Annotated in this window: 14 protein-coding genes and 1 riboswitch; of the genes, 3 read left to right on the forward strand and 11 right to left on the reverse strand. The window is 39.1% G+C overall.

Annotation, left to right across the window (positions count from 1 at the left end; translation table 11 throughout):
* Positions 1–37 precede the first annotated feature (37 nt).
* Complete coding sequence (locus tag I6J02_RS09055; protein ID WP_201681390.1) at positions 38–2473, reverse strand: TonB-dependent receptor; 2436 nt, start codon at positions 2471–2473, stop codon at positions 38–40.
* Positions 2474–2534: 61 nt separating this feature from the next.
* Positions 2535–2656: riboswitch (TPP riboswitch) on the reverse strand.
* A gap of 238 nt (positions 2657–2894) precedes the next feature.
* On the opposite strand from I6J02_RS09055, the gene I6J02_RS09060 reads away from it, so the two are divergent.
* The 3 genes from I6J02_RS09060 (at position 2895) to I6J02_RS09070 (ending at position 5893) form a co-directional block, all read left to right on the forward strand.
* Entirely contained in the window at positions 2895–4067 is a 1173-nt protein-coding gene (locus I6J02_RS09060) for an amidohydrolase family protein (RefSeq protein ID WP_201681391.1), read from the forward strand.
* 36 nt (positions 4068–4103) lie between these two features.
* Positions 4104–4385, forward strand: coding sequence for an acylphosphatase (locus I6J02_RS09065; RefSeq protein WP_201681392.1), 282 nt, complete (start codon positions 4104–4106; stop codon positions 4383–4385).
* Positions 4386–4477: 92 nt separating this feature from the next.
* On the forward strand, positions 4478–5893 hold the full coding sequence (locus I6J02_RS09070) for a lipopolysaccharide biosynthesis protein (protein WP_236582411.1): 1416 nt from the start codon (positions 4478–4480) through the stop codon (positions 5891–5893).
* 212 nt (positions 5894–6105) lie between these two features.
* Here the strand turns inward: I6J02_RS09070 and dusB are convergent, their stop codons facing one another.
* The 10 genes from dusB to trpC all read right to left on the reverse strand — a co-directional run bounded on the left by dusB (position 6106) and on the right by trpC (position 19940).
* On the reverse strand, positions 6106–7101 hold the full coding sequence (dusB, locus tag I6J02_RS09075; RefSeq protein WP_003008630.1) for a tRNA dihydrouridine synthase DusB: 996 nt from the start codon (positions 7099–7101) through the stop codon (positions 6106–6108).
* Positions 7102–7281: 180 nt separating this feature from the next.
* Positions 7282–9726 (reverse strand): outer membrane beta-barrel family protein, encoded by a 2445-nt coding sequence (locus I6J02_RS09080; RefSeq protein WP_236582383.1) that lies wholly within the window; start codon positions 9724–9726, stop codon positions 7282–7284.
* 59 nt (positions 9727–9785) lie between these two features.
* Entirely contained in the window at positions 9786–10964 is a 1179-nt protein-coding gene (locus I6J02_RS09085; RefSeq protein ID WP_201681393.1) for a PepSY-associated TM helix domain-containing protein, read from the reverse strand.
* Between the two features lie 64 nt (positions 10965–11028).
* Entirely contained in the window at positions 11029–12621 is a 1593-nt protein-coding gene (locus tag I6J02_RS09090) for a hypothetical protein (RefSeq protein WP_201681394.1), read from the reverse strand.
* 154 nt (positions 12622–12775) lie between these two features.
* Positions 12776–14005 carry a DUF4374 domain-containing protein gene (locus I6J02_RS09095; protein WP_201681395.1) on the reverse strand — a complete coding sequence of 410 codons (1230 nt, stop codon included), beginning with the start codon at positions 14003–14005 and terminating at the stop codon, positions 12776–12778.
* Between the two features lie 22 nt (positions 14006–14027).
* Positions 14028–16421 carry a TonB-dependent receptor gene (locus I6J02_RS09100; RefSeq protein WP_201681396.1) on the reverse strand — a complete coding sequence of 798 codons (2394 nt, stop codon included), beginning with the start codon at positions 16419–16421 and terminating at the stop codon, positions 14028–14030.
* A gap of 265 nt (positions 16422–16686) precedes the next feature.
* Positions 16687–17895 carry a hypothetical protein gene (locus I6J02_RS09105; RefSeq protein WP_201681397.1) on the reverse strand — a complete coding sequence of 403 codons (1209 nt, stop codon included), beginning with the start codon at positions 17893–17895 and terminating at the stop codon, positions 16687–16689.
* Positions 17896–17903: 8 nt separating this feature from the next.
* A complete protein-coding gene (locus I6J02_RS09110) occupies positions 17904–18530 on the reverse strand; it encodes a hypothetical protein (protein ID WP_201681398.1) in 627 nt (208 codons plus the stop codon).
* A gap of 35 nt (positions 18531–18565) precedes the next feature.
* Positions 18566–18997, reverse strand: coding sequence for a sigma-70 family RNA polymerase sigma factor (locus I6J02_RS09115; protein ID WP_236582384.1), 432 nt, complete (start codon positions 18995–18997; stop codon positions 18566–18568).
* A gap of 160 nt (positions 18998–19157) precedes the next feature.
* On the reverse strand, positions 19158–19940 hold the full coding sequence (gene trpC, locus I6J02_RS09120) for an indole-3-glycerol phosphate synthase TrpC (RefSeq protein ID WP_201681400.1): 783 nt from the start codon (positions 19938–19940) through the stop codon (positions 19158–19160).
* Position 19941 lies beyond the last annotated feature (1 nt).

Raw genomic sequence — 19941 nt, forward strand, 5'->3', positions numbered from 1 at the left:
ATTACTCCTGATCATAGGGAGTTAACATCCGCAGTTTCTAAAATCTCACATTTAGTCCCAACATAAAATTAGTCGTTGCCTGCGGTGTGTAGAAATTATAATAAAGACGATTTTTATTATCATCCAGATAGCCCCAGGTATATCCGCTGGTTTCATATTTCTCATTGAAAATATTATTAATGCTCAGGCTAAGATCAATTTTCTGTATTCCCCACATGCTGAAGGTATAATACGTGCGCAGATTATTGACAAAGAAAGCATCAATGCTTCTTTCTTTTGCTGAGGAGTTGTCCAGATACTGTCTGGATACATACTTGGAAGCCAGAGCAAAAGTCAACGGTGCTATCGGGCTATAGGCCAGTTCATTTGAAAGAATAGCGGAAGGAGATAGCGCAATATTAGTTTTGGTATACTGTATAGTCTCTTCGCCCAGATATTCCACGAAATTTTTAATCTTATTCTGACTCAGACCGGCGGTTGCTTTCCATGTAAACTGATCTGAAATACGCCACGCTCCGTCAAATTCGAGTCCTATCCGGTAACTATCTGGTACATTCTGGCGTATAGCAGATCCGACATCGTTAATTGCGCCTGTGGGGATAAGCTGATCTTTGTAAAACATGCCGTAACCATTAATGCCGACATTCAGATATTCATTGCGGAGGCGGTATCCAAACTCCACATCCTGCATTTTCTCCGGTTTGGGATCTACACCGCTTGTGTTCTCTACGAAATCCTTACGAACCGGTTCCTTACTGCCATAAGCATAGGAAGCATATACATTGGATGTAGCATTAATCAGGTACGTGAAGCCGACCTTTGGATTTACAAAGTTAAATCTGGAGTGAAAATCCATGTTTTTGATCTTGTCATCATTTCCACGGATTTTGTAATCTATATTACGGTATTGTACGTCAGCCATTAAGAGCCAGTTGCCGATCTGGTAATCTGTTTTTAGAAACAGACTGAGGTCATTCTTTTGTGCATCTCCGGCATAGTATTTATACCCCGGAGTACTTACTGTATCATACTTCGCCCACATAACCTGTCCGTAGTGGTCTCCTTTATACTGATTGTATGCGCCACCCAGCGTAAATTTAAGATCATTGCTCGGATTGTAGTTAAGCGAGTAAGTTGCTCCATAGAAGTAATTATCCAGCCAACGGCGACGGATAAGATCTGTTTTCTTATGGGTGATACTATCAATAGTGATATCTGGCAGGCCATACTTGGCGAATTTATCATTTTCTTTAAATTCCTCATAGTATCCGGCACCACGTGTGTAGTGAAGAGCCGTGTTCAATGTCAGCTGATCATTTATGAAATAGGTATAATGTAACTGATGGTGCGTTTGAGTATAATTGTCAGTCTGATTATCGTATGTGTAGATATTGTAGCGACGGTCCGCCTGCAGGAGACGATTGATATCCTCCGGTTTGGACAATTCCATAGCCATGGCATAATCACCCAAAGCTGCACGATCTCCCTTGATTAAAGGTTCTGGTGTGCCATACCAGGCCTGATAGGTCTTTTCCTTGCCGGAAAAGACGATTGCTTTGACAATATGCTTTTTGCTGTAGTATCCTCCGTCGATATAAAAAGATTTTAAATCTGAAGAAGCACGTTCAATATACCCATCACTCAGAATCCGTGATAGCCGGGCATTAAATGCAAACTTGTTGTTGATAAGTCCCGATCCGATCTTCAGTGTGTTTTTCCAGGAGTTGTAGGATCCGAATGAATTATTAAGCTCTACATATGGATTTTCTTCCAGAGTATTCGATTGAATATTCAGAGAAGCACCAAAAGATCCGGCTCCGTTAGTGGATGTGCCGATCCCGCGTTGTATCTGTATATTCTCTACTGAAGAAGCAAAATCAGGTAGATTTACAAAAAAGGAACCCATACTTTCAGCATCATTCAGCGGAATACCGTTCAATGTTACATTTATGCGTTGGTTGTCGGATCCTCTAATCGTCATATTCGTATATCCTATACCTGCACCGGCATCCGACCCGACGACAACCGAAGGTGTCTGATCCAGCAGGTAGGGGATGTCCTGTCCAAGATTATTCTTTGCAATATCCTCTTTACTTAGATTTTTATACGTAGTAGCGGAGTTGTTTCGTGCACGGGTAGCCTGTACGAGTACCTCTTCTGTATGAATCGAACGGGGTTCTATTTCAATTGTGATCTGTCCCTGTTGTCCCGGACGAACCGTTTGTTGTACAGTGTTGTAGCCAATATAGCTCACTTTAAGGACGTAGTTGTCCGCCGGCAGATTTGTAAATTGTACGATACCTGCACTATTGCTTGTCAGTGTCTGTGTGGTACGCCCGGTCAGGGTGACAGTAGCATCCTGAAGTGCCGTGGATTTTAATTTGTCCTGAATTTTTACAGTCAATGTTTGCTGTGCAACAGTGATCGTTGTAAGCGCGCAGAACCACAGAACGATGATTAATGATTTAATCATGATAATAAAGATGAATTTTTTTGAGTTAAACAAACTATTGCAAGGGGCTACAACAGCGTTATAATTTAACTAACCTCTTCCCTCCGCCAGCATTATCTGGATCAGGTGCACAAGAATATTCTTGTTGGGTATAATCTCAGCCTTAATTCGTGTTCATAGAACAAGGCACCCCTATTTGATGGTTCGAAGGTAGCAAAATTAATGATGAATAATGAGGTATATGTTAAAATAATGTGAAAAAAAAAGCTTGGCACGGTTCTTTCTTTTTATTTAAAAGTTTTATTAGTAGGTTTTAGTTTTTCTTTTGTAGTACAATTTAAAAAATTGTTTATTATCAGGGATTTTAGAATAAAATGAGTACTTTTGTGTATCACATTAAGTAAAACCTCCTACTCTTAGGACATTTTATAAACAAAGAAAAATGGTTAAATATTATTCTGGCGATTACGTATTGCCGATTACTAATCTGCCTATTAAGCGGGGTGTCGTTGCTATTGACGACTCCGGGGTGATTCAAGGGGTGTATGCCAATGATGCTGTAGAATTGGTTGGTAAAAAGATCGAATTGTTAAATGGAGTCTTGATACCGGGATTTATTAATGCCCACTGCCACATTGAATTGTCCTATCTTAAAGGCGCGATTGCGCAACGCACTGGCCTTCCCCAGTTTATCAGTGCGGTGATGACATCAAGAAAAGAAAATGAAAAGACAGTTATTAAGCACATCGAGAAAGCTGACAAGCTGATGTATGACAATGGGATCCAGGCTGTAGGGGATCATGTCAACACTTCTTTTTCTGCTGCTGTAAAGGAAAGAAGCAGTATCAAGTATCACACCTTCGTAGAAGCCATGGGACTGAATAAAGATCAGGTCGAATCCCGGCTCGAAGAGGCACAGGAAACGAGATACCACTTTAATGATACACACTCTTCCATTACGCCACATGCACCTTACTCTTGCTCCAAATTACTGTTAAAAGCTTTCAAAAAACTTACCCCAAGTGACAGCCTTATCAGTATTCACAATCAGGAGAGCGAGGCGGAGAACAAACTCTTCCGTTATAAACAGGGTGAATTTCTGAAGTTTTACGAACAGATAGGATACAATATTGCGGACTTCAAAGCGCAGGCTCGCAATTCTATCCAGTCGTATCTTCCGAATCTTCCGGTTCGTAACAAACTGATGCTGGTGCACAATACGTATACTTCATTGAAAGATCTGGACTTTGTACGTCGTATGGATCGTGAAGTTGTATGGTGTTTCTGTCCTAAAGCAAATCTTTATATTGAAGGAACATTGCCTAAAGTGATGAATTTTGTTAATGATGACCAGAAGATTGTGTTGGGTACAGATAGCTTTGCATCTAACGATACCCTTGATATTCTGGAAGAATTAAAAGTATTGCATGAGGCTTTTCCTGCATTGGAATTTACTAAAACAATTAATTGGGCAACTATTAACGGAGCTGAATTTCTGAATTTTGACGATAAGCTAGGTTCGCTGGAAGTAGGTAAAAAACCGGGATTGATCCTGTTGGAAGGCATGGAAAACCTGAGATTGACTTCTAATGTAACTGTTCAACGAATAGCGTAGCAATTCCTCAAAATCTTCTGTACTTTTGTTTCTGATATGAAACATTGGAATATTTCTGTTAGGGGGAAAGTACAGGGGGTTTATTTTAGACTTACGACAAAGGCAGTCGCTGATCAATTAGGGGTAAAAGGCTTTGTCAGCAATTTGCCTGACGGATCTGTATATATAGAAGCCGAGGGTGATGACTTTGCTTTAGAGTCTCTGCTTGAGTTTTGTGAAGAAGGACCCGAAAGAGCAGAAGTTGCGGAAATCTCAGCAACAGATGGCGAGTGGAAAGGCTTCAAAAATTTTGAAGTAATAAAGAAAGTCAGTCATTAAAACTTAGATCGTTGTCAGTTCTCAAAAAATTTGCCGGTCAAACGATGATTTATGGATTGAGTACCATCTTCTCGAGGTTACTCTATTTCATCATGACCCCTCTTTATGTCAGTAAATATCCTCCGGCAGCGTATGGAATATTTACCAACATGTATGCTTGGGCCTCTATGATCAATGCCGTGTTGGCATTTGGAATGGAGACAACCTATTTTCGGTATCTTCAGAAGGTAGAAGACAAGGATAAACAAAAGGTATTTAACAACAGCTTTATTGTTATAGCTTTTTTCGCCCTGTTGTTTCTCATTACTGCAAACGTATTCTCGGGGCAAATCTCCGCGTTGCTTAATAAAGGAGAATTTAATCGTAATTACCAGCAGTACATTCAATATTTTGCCATTATCTTAGCCGCAGACGCACTTGCAGTTGTGCCCTTTGCCAAACTCAGGTCACAGGGACGGCCAATCAGGTTCGCCATAATCAAACTGGTCAATATCCTGACCATGATAGGGCTTAACTTGTTTTTCATTCTGGTAGTTCCTGTACTTATATCGAACGGGGGAGCAGTCGGAGACTGGTTTGCAGAATGGTTTAGGGATGGCTGGATTGGATATGTCTTTATCTCCAATCTGGTAGCAAGTGTGCTTACTCTTATTCTGTTGTTGCCGGAAATGAGCCAATTTAGCTTTCAGCCGGACAGGAAACTGATCAAAAGCATGCTTTCATATAGCTTTCCGATTCTGATTGCCAATATTTCTTTTATTATTAATGAGAATCTGGATAAGATCGTGATGCCTATGTATTTGCCAAAAGAAATAGGCGATCGGGATAATGGTATATATGGAGCCGTATCCAAGCTGGCGATGTTTCTCAGTATATTTGTACAGGCATTCCGGTTGGGAGCAGAACCGTTTTTCTTTTCTTATTCAAAGAATGCTAATGCGCGGTCTACCTATGCATTTATAATGGAATATCTGGTTATTGCGATGATGATCGTGATGGTGGGTATATCGGCTAATATAGAATGGCTGAAATTCTTTATCAAGGGTGACGCTTCCCATCGTGAAATTTTCTGGTCGGGGCTGTTTATTGTTCCGCTGTTGCTGTTTAACTATGTACTTCTGGGTATATATATGAATCTTTCAGTGTGGTATAAGCTCTCAGATCAGACGCGATATGCACTTTATATTTCAGGAATAGGGGCATTGATAACGGTCGTTGCCAATTATTTTCTGATTCCAAAGTACAGCTATGTAGGAGCCGCTTTTGTTACTTTTCTGGCCTATTTATCTATGGTGATTCTGTCTTATATATGGGGGCAGAAAAATTATCCTATACCTTATAAAGTAGGGAAAATGCTGACCTATATGTTTATAGGTGCCGGAATTACGTACTTGTCCAGTTTTGTATTTGACCGCAATCTGATTATTGGTAACGGACTGTTTATATTGTTTCTGACAGGTATTTTTATTGCAGAGCGTAAGAAAATAAGAGCTGTTCTGAAACGATGAGAATATTTCCCTCTCATTTTAAGGAGAACCTGTTCCGACTCGTCGGAAGGGTTAGGGAGAAGTTCTATTTATCAAAGTAAAGTCGCTGCAATCAATATAAGTTTATTCGGGATGATTCTATATACTTGCTTTTTAAACTGGTAATTGCTATTCCCTCTCATTTTTAAGGAGAGGGCTAGGGAGAGGTTCTTTTTATCTAAAAAACTTGCTGATTAAATAATTTCCTCTGCAAACTGATGTTGGATCTCATCCAGCACCTCATGAATTTCATGATGCGACTGAAGTCCCACTAGTTTCATTCTGTATTCTTTAAAATTAGGAATACCTTTAAAATAATTGGCGTAGTGTCTGCGCATTTCAAAAATACCTGTTTTTTCGCCTTTCCATTCAATAGATTTGGTAAGGTGTGTGCGACATACCTCCACACGTTCCGCAATTGTAGGTCCTTCTAACCGTTGTCCGGTTTCAAAGAAATGCTTGATTTCTCTGAATATCCATGGGTATCCTATAGAAGCCCGTCCTATCATGATACCGTCTACTTCAAACTCTTGTCTCCAGGCAGCAGCTTTTTCTACGGAATCTATATCTCCGTTTCCGAAAATCGGAATTTTGATGCGTGGATTGCGTTTTACGTCTCTGATCATAGACCAGTCCGCCTGTCCTTTGTACATCTGTGCCCGTGTGCGTCCGTGAATAGAAAGAGCTTTGATGCCTACATCCTGAAGACGTTCTGCGACTTCATAAACATTTTTAGTATTATCGTCCCAGCCTAAGCGGGTCTTGACAGTCACAGGTAGGTGAGTAGCCTCTACTACAGCTTTGGTCATGGCCACCATTTTGTCTATATCCTGAAGCAGACTGGAACCGGCACCCTTACACACTACATTTTTTACGGGACAACCGTAGTTAATATCAATCAGATCCGGATTTGCCAGAGAACATATTTCGGAAGATTGACGCATATGTTCGATTTCTGATCCAAAGATCTGGATGCCGATAGGTCGCTCATATTCAAAAATGTCCAGCTTCTGTCTGGACTTCGCCGCATCGCGGATCAATCCTTCAGAAGAGATGAATTCCGTATACATCATATCTACTCCATTTTGCTTGCATACATAACGGAAGGGAGGATCACTCACATCTTCCATAGGAGCTAATAATAACGGAAAATTACCTAAATCAATATGATCACCAATCTTGACAGACATCTTTTGAAAATTTTTCCAAAGATACGCAATTTTAAATTTCTAACGTAAAAGTGATGATACCCTTAATGATACGAGCAATGGCAGGACTTTAATATAATAATGTAAACAAAAAAGCTCCGACAATAAAGATGATTTGCAAAACCATCTTTATTGTCGGAGCCACGTGATTATTTTGTTTGCTTACAGTCTGTTTTTGATATCCTCACTTCCTGTACTTCTGTCTTTTCCGGAAGAAAAATCTCCTCCAAAGCGGTAAGTAAAGGTCAGCAAGGCAGAACGGCTGTCCCGGTTGATCTTTCCGAAGGTACGGATGTCCGTATAATTCGTTTCGTAACGACGTTGGTTGGTCATGAAGATATCATTAATCACCAGCTTCAACATCGCTTTATTCTGTAGAAAGTTTTTCTGTATACCTGTGTATACCACACCGTAGCTTTTTAATTCGTGCACACCGACTGTCATACCCGAAATATAATTTCCGCCAAGCTCAAACCTCCAGTTGTGCGGCAACGAAAAGGTATTTTGTCCGTTAAATGCTAATGTATTCCCGGCTCTTATACTTAAAGATTCGCCCATAGGAAGTTCATATTTATTGCGGTAGAAGTTACCAAAATAAGTAGCAGTCCACCATTTGGTAAGTTGTAAGGGCACAGTCAGTGATACCCCCATATTCGTAAATGTTCCGAGGTTTGCCGGGCGCTCAAAGACCGTGTTAGGTTCGGATGGATCACGACCTACGATTTCGTTCACTACATCTTCAGAATGGCTGTAATTTGCAGTCAGGATATATTTTCCTGAAAGCGTATACCCCAACTCAAATGAATTGGCAAAAGAAGGATTTAGTTTAGAATTACCTTCATAATATGAAAATGGATCTGTGTATACTCTGAATGGATTCATATCCCAAAAAGAAGGTCGTTTTACACGTCTGCTGTAATTGGCCTGCATTTTATGCTGGTCATTAATGGAATAGGTTAAAAAAACAGATGGAAACAGGTTAAAATAATTTTTAGTGAATGTCTCATTTGTTGTTAACTGTTCTCCCTTTGTATCGGTATATTCTCCACGCAGACCTATTTGTGTGTTAAATTTTCCCCATTCTTTATTTACATTGACATATGCTGCCTGAATGCTTTCATGATAAATAAAATGATTGCTGGTTTTCAGATCCGGTACGTATTGATCCTGCTGAAGCGTGTCATAGCGCAGATCATTTTCTGTTTTTACGAGACTCCCTTTATATCCGGCTTCAAACTTCAACCCGTTTTCAAAAGGTAAAGTATAATCTAATTTTCCGACATATACCTTATTCCTGGAAGGAATATCCCCGATCCGACCAGATAGGGGACGTATCTGTTCCTGTGCTTCGTTGGTATAAGTGGTTAAGAGGGATTGATCCATCTTTGAATAATGATATACATGGTCCAGATCTATTGTCAACTGATGACCATTTTCATCAAACTTGTGTACATAATTGATATTGTACAACATATCTTCCCAACGTTCCCGCCCTTCTGTCAGGGTATTCGCCCGCCACAAGAGCTTTTGTGTTGCGGCATTGCTGAAATCATTTTGTGTAGGTTCGTACTTTGGAAATTTGCCAAATCCACCGTTGATCAGAAAACCAATGCTGTTTTTAGGAGATAATATAAAGTCAGCTCCGACACGGAAATTGTTGGATCTCAACTTTGGTTTTTCCAGATTAGTCTGCTTCGAAATAAATTCCGGTTCACCGGAAGTTGGGTCCAGCAGATAACGTGTCAGTTCCATTCTGTTTTCCAGATTTTGGTAGTACTGATTGTAGATGGCAAAAAAGTTTGTCTTGGAGGTTCGGTAATTCAGGTTGATACTTCCGCCGAGCTGTGTACCTCTACCTGCCCCTCCGTTGAGATTAACTGTGCCGTTAAATCCTTGTTTTAGCCCCTTTTTAAGAACAATGTTTATTATACCGCTTTCGCCCGCTGCTTCATATTTAGAAGAAGGATTTGTCATCACTTCAATCTTGGTCACATCCAGTGAAGAAGTACTGCGAAGAAGATTGGCCAGTTGATCTGCAGACAGATAGGTAAGTTTACCATTGATCATAACAGATGCGTCGGATTTACCTTTGAGGCTGACTTTTCCGTCAGAGGATACGGATAGTCCTGGTATTTTATTCAATAATTCGAGACTTGAACTTCCATCAGAGAGAGCTGAATTTTCGACATTGACAATCATTTTGTCTATCTGTTGTTCAATAAGAGGCTTTTTCTTTTCAATAATTACTTCATCCATAACATTGGATTTGCCAACCAGCTGGATAATACCCATGTCATGATTGGTGCCGGGAGGGGTAATGTTAAAGCGGTTTCCTATATGATCCTGATGAGCCAGACTCTTGATGGAGATATAATATTTTCCTGATACAATATTTTTAAACATAAATGTGCCGGTACTATCTGTTACTGTGACTATAGTTTCGGTAACATTCTCTGCATTATGCAGACTGACTGTCATATAAGGAAGAGTCTTTTCTGTATGATCGACCACTTTCCCCCGGATGCTGGATCCGGATTGGGCAAAGGTTGGTGAAGCCTTTAGTAAAGCTGCGGCTATAAATAGAAATAGTAAATATATAGATCTCATGATATGGATACGTGCGATTCGTTGTGGTGCAGACCAGATGTTTCAGAATATAGAGTACATCAGGTCACTTGTAATACTGTTTTAGTTCTTTTGTCCGAATTTCCCGGACGATCTTTGCGGGTGTTTGTTTTTTTTCTTTTTTTGCCCCACCAGATGTAAAATCCGGTTATTGGCAGACTGGCGCAGATCAGACTGGCCAGAAAATACAGAATCTTGGTGGTCATGCCACCGATGAATCCGGTGTGAAGAGCATAATTGTTGCGCATCAGCCATTCTGTTCTGTTGGAATCTTCCATCTTTTTCTGCGTACGTGGAGTCAGTGCTAATGTCTCCCGATCAAAAGAGAGATCTCTCCAGCTGCCTGCATGCATATCGGTGCAGGAGTATATTGTTTTATCATCCCCTTCAGGAATGTGTATAATTACAGCTTCTTTATTGTGTAAAGCGATCTCCCTGCGTACAGTAAACCATATTTTGTCTGCTTTTTGAAGATCCTCTTCCAGTGTGAAAGCTATTTTCTGTTCCTCATCTACTTTTTTAACTTCCGTTTTGGGTCTTGGAGGATAACCTCCGCTTAGCCATACGATAGATTGTCTCATCCAAGGAAAGCTCATCACCAATCCTGTCAGAGACATTAACAGAGCGAGAAGTAAAGAGTAAAAGCCAAGTACGTTATGCAGGTCGTAGTTTATTCTTTTGAAGCGGGCTTTCCAATTGATAAAAAAACTTTGTTTTGCAGATCTTTTATTCCATTTTTTAGGCCACCAGAGTATAATGCCTGTAATAAGCAGAGAAAAGAATATAAGTGTACTATACCCGACCACTTTCTTTCCGATTTTACCGGGAAACCACAAATGGCGATGGCCTTCGTCTATAAAATGGAAGAAATCTTCATGATGTGCTGTTGCCAGTACTTCTGCGTTGTAAGGATTGACGTATAAGATACTATCGCTATCATGCAGACTGACTTTGACAGACTTATTGAGCCCATTGTACCAGAAACTTTCCGCTTCTTTTTCAGGAAATGCTTCCTTTATACTTTTGTACAGCACAGAGGGAGGAAGCTGCTCGTCAGCAGTTTTCTCTTTTACAACAATATAATCTGTTGTCCACATTCTGATTTCCTGTTCAAAAACCAGTATACAACCAGTCAGACTGATGAGTACTACAGGTATTCCGGTTACTATTCCTAACCAAAGGTGTAACCAGGCATTGAGTTTACTTAATCTTTTTTTCACTTATTTCTTTTATAAACCGGGAGCATATGACCTTCTCCCGGTTTGAAGGTTAATGATATTGATGTTAATATTTTAATTTGGGGACAATTCCTAATTCAATAATTCCGGTTTTTACCGTATATACTTTACCTACCGTAATGAAAGGGCTTATATCTTCAAAACCATTCATTATTCTGTCGCTATAGTTCAATATTCCTTTACCAAGATCATCAGATGTATTATTGACCTTTAGGTTGATCGTCTCACTACGTTGTTGATTCGTGCTTCCGGATGCTTTTGTGGTTACACCAATCTTAAATATGGAGAAGCCCCCGGATACTTCCCAATTCCCGGTATAAGAGGAAGATGTATATATGTTTTTCTCAGAAACAGATCCCGGATCTATTTCTTCTACATAAAAGCTCCAGGTGTCACCATATTTGTAAAGATCCCATTCGATAATAGGTATAGGAGTAGGAAGGTAGTACACACGAGGTTTATTGGTAACAGGATCATTTTTAAACATTTCATTTGCTTCGACACTTATGATCTTGCTGGTACTTTCTAATCCTCCGTTTTTGTTAATAAAAAACACATGAACAGCAATTTCTAGTACTCCGTCAGTCCAATCTCTTTGGTCATCAATCACGTAATTTTTGGATAAATCTGATGTAAATGAAATAGAATTTATACATTCAATATAGTTCGGAACAAAGGCTCCTTTCTCTGTATTTGATTTAATGTTGTAGTAAATATAATCGCGCTGAAAATCAGTATATGTCTGTCCAGCTGTCATGAGTTTTACATTGTCTACTCTCCCGTAATAAATACTGGAAGGGGAAGCCCAATTTATCCCTCCTGCAGGATGAATAAAATAGGATTGATGACCAATTACCTGATCTGTGAGCTGATATGTTCGTTGTGTACTGGCCGATTTTTGTAACAGCAAAGGACCTCTATTTTCCTGCGCGGAAGATACCGGTGCTGTAGTTTCGTTGGTGACATTGTAATCTTTATTGATAAAAGAAGAATCCAGGAATACAAAATCACTTATATGAGTACCTGTGACAGCACTGACAGCAAGTTTTTTTGAGGAAACGTTAGTCTGTAAATTGTTTTCTGTTTTCCTTTTTTCTATCCTTTCATTATCCTTCACCACTATGACAGGAATATCTGGTTCGGTTGTATAGCTCAGTTTTATTTCCGCATTTTTACTGTTGTAAGCAATAATATTTTCACCCTTTGTTTTTTTATCCAAGTCTCGGACAGCGACAATAGGAACCTGTGTCTGTACATTCCAGCTGGTTGCGCCAAAATTTTTCAGATCAGGGATATAGATCGTTAACAGCGGGTTGCTTTCTAATGCGTCAAGAAATTGTTGAGGATCTTCAGCATATTTAGAGATGGCTGTACTGAAAATCTGATCGTTATTTAGTTTTTTATCTTTTATTATCTGATACAGCACATCATAGTCATTATCAAATTTTTTAAGAGATTCATTTCTTAAAAATGACCTGATATGTTCATCTTCAACTGCCTTTGCTAATACTTTGGCAAATTGTGTATTGACTGGCTGATCAGCCGATGTTTGTATAGTGTTTACTATTCCTGTCTCCTGTTTGGTACAAGAATTAAACAAACAGAGCAAACCTGAACAAATGATAATTAAGTATTTCATGATAGTATTGGTAAATATTGATTAATGAAACTCTTGTATACGTTTGGATAGGTTGATAATAGAAGTAACCGCATTTAGTTAGTACTGCTGCCCTGCGGGATATTGATAATCAGGTCGGAGCAATTGGCCCGATCCCCGACCTGATTATGGAGGATTATTTTAAATTGTATAATACAGGAGTGTCATCCGTACCACCATCTACTTTTGCTCCTTTAGTCAGCTTATCGGTTTTAGAATCGTATGACCAGATGTAAATCGCATCGGCTTTTGGATCATTTACCGCAATATAAGCTACTCCGTTATCCACTACTGCAGATGTCGAGTTTAACAATGGAGGGAAATCCAGTCTGCGGACAATCTGCTGAGATCTTACATCTACAACATAGTACTCCCACATTGCAGCATACCACCAGTCATCTTTTGTTTTGACCATGTTTGCCGCATCTTTGGCATTTGCAATAATTACTTTACCATTTCCAAGATTCGCAACACCCAGCTGGTGATCTCCATTCAGGCTTTTGCTTGTATTGAAGAAATAGTTTTTGTCAAATTCTGTTTCTCCGTTTTTGATTCTGAAGAAAGCTGTTGGTAAGTGGGGTTTACCACCACCTAACATTTTCATTGGCAGAGAAAGAAGATAAGTATATCCTTCATCACTGAATTTGTGGAAATACCCATTTCTGATAGCGCCGATAGGAGCAGAGCGATTTTCTGTACCTGTGATCTTAAAGTTATCAAAGGTATTAAGATCCATTGTCGCCGTGTATGAGTTGTCTAAAGTGGTATTTGTTTTCAGATCTTTCAAGGTCAGCGTGACGAGCATCTTATTACCTTGCGGAATTGCCGAATTGATACCTATACTGTGATCTGCAGGAATTTGAGTTCCTGTTTGGATTTTTCCGCTTTTTAAGATTTCAAGAGTTGTTGCATTCATGATTGCGAATTCATCTCCGTTACGCGTTCCGAAGGCCAATGTATTATCATCAATCCAGGTATGCCATCCCAGGTATGGATAAGAAAACTTTGTAAAAGGGACTACCTTTTCAGTAACCAGTTCTCCGGATTCAAAATTGTATTTTCCGAATTTGGAACCTTCCGGATCCAGGTGAAAGAAATATTTACCTTTTTGGATCTTGTTTTCTGACCAGGTAAATATGCTTGTTACATCTGTACCTTTGCCAACGGGTGATATTGTGCCACTCATCAGATCCTTTATAGGAAGCAAGTAATACCCATTAGTTGTGCTGTAAGTAATGGCATAATTTGCTTTTGAATCCTGTGGTTCGGTAGTACCTCCGTCAGATTTACTACATCCTGTCATTGATGCGGTAGCCAGACTTAATCCGGCTAACATTGCCAATGAATTTTTAATTGTACTGATCATTGTATTTTATGTTAAATAATTATTATTGAATGCTGTATCTAAGTTTTACTGAAAAGGAGCGACCCGGCTTTTGCTGCTTGAAAACATCATAAGCTATCTGATCTGTCAGGTTCTTGCCTTCCAGTGTGATATGATATTTGTTGTTTTTCATGGAATAGGTTACGGCAAGATTGTTTATCCACTGCTCAGGTATATAATCTTTGGTTTGTTTACCACCCAGTTTGGACCAGCTCAGCGAATAACTGTTGACAAACTGCAGATAGTAATTGACAACCAGTGCACTTTCTTTTGTTCCAAACGGATTGCGGAATAAAGTACTTACATCTGCATTTCCATATAACCAGGGTTCATTTGGTGTACGGCTGCCATAGGTGATATCTACTCTGTTCTCCGTGCCTTTTATATATTTTTCTCTGTTTTGAGCATTATAATAGCTCATATTTACCATGGCTTTCAACCAGCTTTGGTAGGTGTATTTTGCTTCAAAATCGGCTCCGTTTATTTTTACCCCACCCTGGTTTTTGGATTGACTTTTACTTCCGTTACTGCCCTCCTCATACTGCTGGGAAATAATGTAGTCCTTGGCGTTTCTGTAAAATGCTGAGGCATCGAAGGATAAACTGTGGTCTCCGAATAGCGTATTGTAAAAGAAATTGATGTTGTAATTGTCACTATTAGCTGGTTTCAGATTTGGATTACCTTCAACCTCTAATCCATTTCCATATAACTCAGTAAATGTTGGTAATCTGTATGCATGCTCATAAGATGCTTTTATCCCAAATCCCCCAAATATGGTGTAAGATGATGCAATTCCATAGCCGGTAAAGCTGCTGCTCTCGCGTGTACTTTTTCCGGAAACATCATCCACTTTTCCCGAAAGAGTATAGTTCTTTAAAAAATAGCTGTTAACCCATTTATCCCCAAATAGGTTCTGCTGGTAATTTAATCCAAGTATATGTCTTGATATCTTATTAGTTTTATTATAGTATTGATTATACGGGTCAATTTCATTAAATCGTTCCCGTTGATTGATATTGAGGTTATAATTCAGATTAAAGACATGATGCTTTGCTGCAGCATAATTCAGATTCGCCTGGGTGAGTGTATTATAGGATTTATCATGCGAGATAGACTTCGTTGAATTAAATTCTCCGGCATTAGGACGATATTCCCGGGCCTTGCCATCCCAGAAGAAGGGTGCATAAGAACTTGTATCTGTGATGACTCCCTTACTGATATTAATATTGGAGAACAAGGTTGCAGAAAGGTTATCAATGAATAATCTGTTCTTGCGATAACGTATACTTGGGGTTATACTATGAGACTTATTGTTCACCAGTCCGATCACTTTCTCCTGTGTAGCTCCGGTCTGCTGCTGTTTATATACATCATTATAAGTGATTCCTAATACGGCGACATCCGCCCATTTTTTATCCGCTACTCCAACCTCCAGCTGACCCATTGCCGAACGGTACTGGTCGTGGAATCTTCTTGCAGTGGCTAAAGTATCAAAGCGTGACTCATCCTGAAAACTGGGTACGGTCAGGTAAAAATTGGCTTTAGGATTGGATTTCATAAGATAGTCGTTGTCCGAATAGTTGTAGTAAGAATTTACATTCACCATAATTCCGTTTTTATCCTTAAATCCACCGCTCACAGCTGCCCGGTGTGTGTTGAACGAACCATAACTGTAACTTACATCCAGAAATTTTTTCTTATCCCGGTTGGTAACGATATTGACTGCTCCACCAAGAGCATCTGACCCCAGGTGTGCCGGAATAACGCCTTTGTATACTTCTATGCGCTCTGCAATATTGACCGGCATATTATTCAAGGTCATACCCGATCCAAAGGATTCAATTGGGATACCATCAATGAAGAACTTGATATAGTTGCCGGAAAGACCATTTAATGAAAATGTGAAATCGGATCCTAAGCCCCCTTGTTCACGAATCCGAACGCCAGTACTTCTGTTTAAGATCTGATTGATGTCTGCGTTTGTATTCGCATATTGCCGGGTCTCGATAATATTGACATTCAAACCTGTCTCTTTGATTTTTTTTGACTGGGTCTTTCCGTTAATATTGACCTCTGAGAGTTGGTTAAGATCCTTTTCTAAAGAAATACGTAATGTGGGAGGTAGTGAAGCAGTATTGATTTTGACACTTGTCTTTTTGAAACCTACAGCCGAGATAAGGAGCGTATGCTGGCCATCTGCTATTCCCGAAATTTTGAATTCCCCGTTTTCAATGGATTTAGTACCGATAGTTGAATTCTGAATTTGAATACTTGCATCAGGAATTCCTTCATTTGTATTATTGACAATACGTCCTTTTACTTCATTCCGCTGTTGAGCTACACTGATAATCGATATGGAAGTAAAGATGATATACCATACCGTTTTTAAATACGACATTCTTATTTAGATTAATTATATATAAGATATGTAGCTCTTCTCCGGATTTACCGAAGGCCGGATACATACTTATTTTTAAATTAAACCGTAAGTGCTTGCTGATGAAGGGTATGAAAGTATTATTTTTTATTTAAAATTGCGTTTGAGGGGATAAACAGGGATATTATAAGATTGCATAAAGCAAAAATCATCGCCAATTGGCAATGATTCTTTACTTTATATTTTTTATTGATCAGTCTCCGTAGACTTTTGTTTGTAATGTCTACTACAGACTATCCATGCGCAGAATAAAGTCTACACGTTGAGATAATCCGGTGCCTTTACTGATTTTCGCTGCAGGGATATCATATACCCAGATGCTATGTGTATTTGTTGAATCATCAATTCCGATGTATGCCTTATTCTTTTGTACTATGACAGATTCTTTTCGGGTACCTTTATCAAACGGAAGGTCGAGTTTGACCATATCTCCGGTTTTAAGATTGACCCGATAATATTCAAAATGGTAAGTGGAATGGTGATCCTGAAAATTATGATAACGGTCTTTACGTTCACTGCGAATCAGTGCTTCCTGATTGCCCAGATACCACATTCCATAAGCATGATTGTTTATCTTTTCAGAAATATTGATCATATAGTCAGGGTCAATCTTATTGATCTTAGCGTCGATTCTAAAGATTGCAGTAGGTTTTTTTAGATTATTTCCTAATGCTATCCCCGGACAGCTCATAAAGTAGAAATTGTGATTTTCATCTTCAAAACTATAGGATTGTACTGTATTAATGCCACCTGGATATGTGGAGCGGGTATCTTTCTGGACATGATTGATCTGCATAGTCGGAACATCTACTGTAGCGACATACATCGTATCTATCGTTGTATAATCATTCTTGGCCATGGTCTTGTTAAAAGAATAACCGATAAACATTTTATTGTCCCGTATATAGTTAAAGCCAATAGATAAAAAGGGAAATTCTTTAGTAGGGAAGGTCACTGGAATAATTCCGGAAGATACGATGCGGAACGACTTGGTATCTATCTTGTAATACTCCAGTCTCGAGTAGGTCCGGTCATCTAGCGTGAGCAACAGTAATGTATCTCTGGCAATCCAATACTTGTTTTCGATATGTTTGTCCTGCATAGGGATGGCAGCGATTTGCTGAAGACCTTCATTTTGCAGGGAATATTTATTAAAACTGTTTTGTCCGCCATCCATATGATAATAAAAACCATCTTTGATAATAATGGACCGATCAAATGTATTGTTTGGGACTGTGATCATTTGTTCTGAATCGATAACGGAGTTTGACGCTAAGCTGTCAAGTGTCATGATGGCGTGACCACCATCTTTCGTCATCAGATAAAGGGAGTATGTTCCGTTCGTTTTGATTTCCGGTTTTGTTCGGCTGCAGCCGGCGGTAAGCAGGGTAAGAATAATTAAAAGATTGTATACAGAGATCTTTATAACGGACATATTCTCGACTAGGAAATATTAAATTGTATTTTTAACTGGTTTTGTAAAATAGGGGATAGGAAAGTCAGCTCCTGCTTTGTCAGTACAATATGCTGACAGCTTTTATTCTGATCCAATAAAATGTATGTTTCTCCCGACTTCAGTTTGATCTGGTGATTTTGGTCACACACATTAAGGATAATGTCCTTTTTGGGTGTAAACATAATATCTCCTTTGACATCCAGCTCTCCGGTTTCCGTATCGATACGCGCAAAAGATTTTTTGGAAAGCGTTATATTATAATTATGTTCATCATAATTCCTGATCTGATCTCCTGAAAGATTATCAAATGTAAACCGGTTTGTCAGAGAAGACTGATTATTAATAAGTAATGTGCGCACACCAATAATGGCAACCAATATAGCCGCAACAGTAGCCCATGTGCCGAAATGAAATATGCGTAAGTTTTTCTTCTGCTTAATATCCAGCCGGATATTTGACCACATTTCAGCTTTTACCTGTTCGATATCCTGTACAGGTTTTGTGTCACTTTCTAGCTCCAGATCATCATTTTCCAGCCATAGTTCTACCAACTCTTGTTCTTCTTCCGAACATAAGCCGAGATGATATTTTTCTAAGAGCTGTTTGCTGATCATGCGGATAGTAATAGTATGAATAGATAAAGATAAAATTATTTTATGTAATCTGACAAATGAGTTTTTAATGTGGAGAGTGCCCTGCTGATGTGGTATTCTACCGCTCTTTCCGAAATAAAAAGCCGGGATGCTATCTCTTTATTTGTCAGACCCTCGTGGCGACTCATCTTGAACACATTCTTACATTGGTTCGGAAGAGACCCGATCAGGTTGTTTATCTTACTTGAAAGCTCTTGTACTTCTACAGAATTTTCATGATACTCTTCTTTGTATGCATTCAGAATCACCTCATGGTGTTGCTGACGTGTTACCCTATTGCGGATATATTCAAACGCTTTCAGTTTTACAGACCGTATCAGATAACGCTCTACTTCCTTAAGTTCCAGTTTATCCTTACGTTCCCACAACGATTTGAATACTTCCTGTACGATTTCTTTTGCAATCTCTTCGTCCTGGATAGTTTTCACGCAAAAAAAGAACAACTTTTCCCAATGATCGAGATAAAGTTGTTCAAAACTCTGATGCGTAATAATGAACTTTGTTTCCTCCAAAATCTGATAGATCAAATACGTAAATAAACGTACCCGGCTACAAATATACTCTATTTAGATTAGTTATAAATAATAATTATAATTCTTTGACAAAATTTGCAATTGCCAGAGAAGGATTTTCAGTTTTCATAAAATTCTCACCAATCAAAAAGGCTTGAAAGCCAGCTTTTTTTAATTTTTTAATAGTTTCAGGGTCGGATATTCCACTTTCCGAAACTTTAATGTATTGCGAAGGGATCTTATTGACAAGATCATATGAATGATCCAGTGAGACCGAAAAATCTTTCAGGTTACGGTTGTTAACGCCTATGGCATCTATCTTATCAAAGATGCTGCGGTTCAATTCCTCTTCGTTATGGACTTCCAGTAATACATTCAACCCCAGTTGCTTGGCATAAGTGGATAGGTCGAGGATTTCCTCTGCGGTAAGACAGGCAGCAATCAACAGAATAATATCGGCTCCATACGCCTTAGCTTCAGCGATCTGATATTTATCTACAATAAATTCCTTTCGTAATAAAGGAATGGTTAAAGCCTTCCGTGCTTCAGTCAGATCATCAAGTGTTCCTTTAAAAAAATCGGTATCTGTCAATACGGATATTGCAGAAGCTCCTGCAGCCTGATAACCACTTACTACCTCTGTGACAGATGATATCCCATTAATAAGACCTTTGGAAGGAGAGGCTCTCTTATATTCGGCTATGATACCTGTTCGTTCGGGATGCAGAATGCTGTCTCTGAGTACATAGCAGCTACGTCCAAAAAGTGGATAATTTTCAAGCTTTTCCAGCGGAACTTTGGTTTTAGCCTCTGCTACTTCCGTTTTTTTACGCTCAACGATTTTATCTAATATAGTCATG

Source organism: Sphingobacterium spiritivorum (assembly GCF_016725325.1).
GTDB lineage: Bacteria > Bacteroidota > Bacteroidia > Sphingobacteriales > Sphingobacteriaceae > Sphingobacterium.